This is a genomic window from Bartonella sp. TS25HLJMH (genome assembly GCF_042193505.1).
GTDB classification, from domain to species: domain Bacteria; phylum Pseudomonadota; class Alphaproteobacteria; order Rhizobiales; family Rhizobiaceae; genus Bartonella; species Bartonella grahamii.
Genome location: NZ_JBHILV010000085.1, coordinates 1 through 982, shown reverse-complemented (window position 1 = coordinate 982; position 982 = coordinate 1). Strand labels below are relative to the sequence as shown.

The window sequence follows — 982 nt, the reverse complement described above, 5'->3', positions numbered from 1 at the left end:
GTGTATCCGCTTTGTTTTTCATAGCAGTGGGTGACGGTTGCAGCTTTCCATGGACCATTGATTTGCCCACGAAACCCTTGAAGGAGCAGAGGTTGGTCAGCCATGATTTCTGGTCGCCCCGCAAGGGTCAAAGAACCACTGCCCACAGCACGACACAACCTGTCCGACTCGGAAGCAGCAGCAGCTCGTGCTTCCTCCTCACAAGTGTAACAAGTCCGTAAACGCCGCACGGGACCGCTAAACCCTGTCTGATGCTTAACTTGGCATTGCTGCCCTTTTGAACGATCAAAATAAGCAGCTTCAATGGTGCCATATTGCGTGCGTGGCTCGAGGGTGAATTCCCAACTTGAACAGTCGTGCTTATGGATGTCGAGTGCTGGTAAGTTATCTCCGCTTAAAAATAAAAACTTATTGTCCTTGATCAAAAAGCGTGCCCGCATGCGGTCAGCAAGGCGGGTTAAAAAATCAACCGCCGACTGATCTGTGCGAATCACATAAGGCAAAGTTTGTTGAGTGAACTGGGGACTGACCTTTGCTTGATAGCCATGGCGTTTGGCCAGTGTCTCAACAATCTCACCAACAGTTTTGTGATCAAAATGCTCACTCGCCTGTTCTTTGAGCTCTTTACGCATCGAGGCACTTTTGCCACAAAGGCGCAAAATCTCTCCATCACTGCCCCCTGAGCTTACAACCGATTCGACAACAAAACGCCCCATAAAAGCACTGATGCTGTTCTCATAGCCAAAGATCACCTGCAGAGCGTTGCCCGTTTGTGGAACCTCTAAATCATTGCCACTATCATCAAACTCTGCTTCAAATGTATCGGCTTCATTACCTGCATGGTCCGTAATGGTTGCAGTTAAAAGACGCTGGTAAAAAACCTCATGAACAGGTTTATCTCCCACCTTGACCACAATAAAGGGGTATGTGCGCATTAATCCCATAACCGCTTCACCATGCTTTGGGAATTAGACAACACAAA

General features: G+C 48.1%; 1 protein-coding gene. It reads right to left on the bottom strand.

The genetic code is table 11. The features are described 5' to 3' along the window. Nucleotides 1-935: phage late control D family protein (locus ACFINF_RS09365; RefSeq protein WP_375620610.1), on the bottom strand; the 935-nt coding region annotated here is incomplete at its 3' end. Between the last annotated feature and the right edge of the window lie 47 nt (nt 936-982).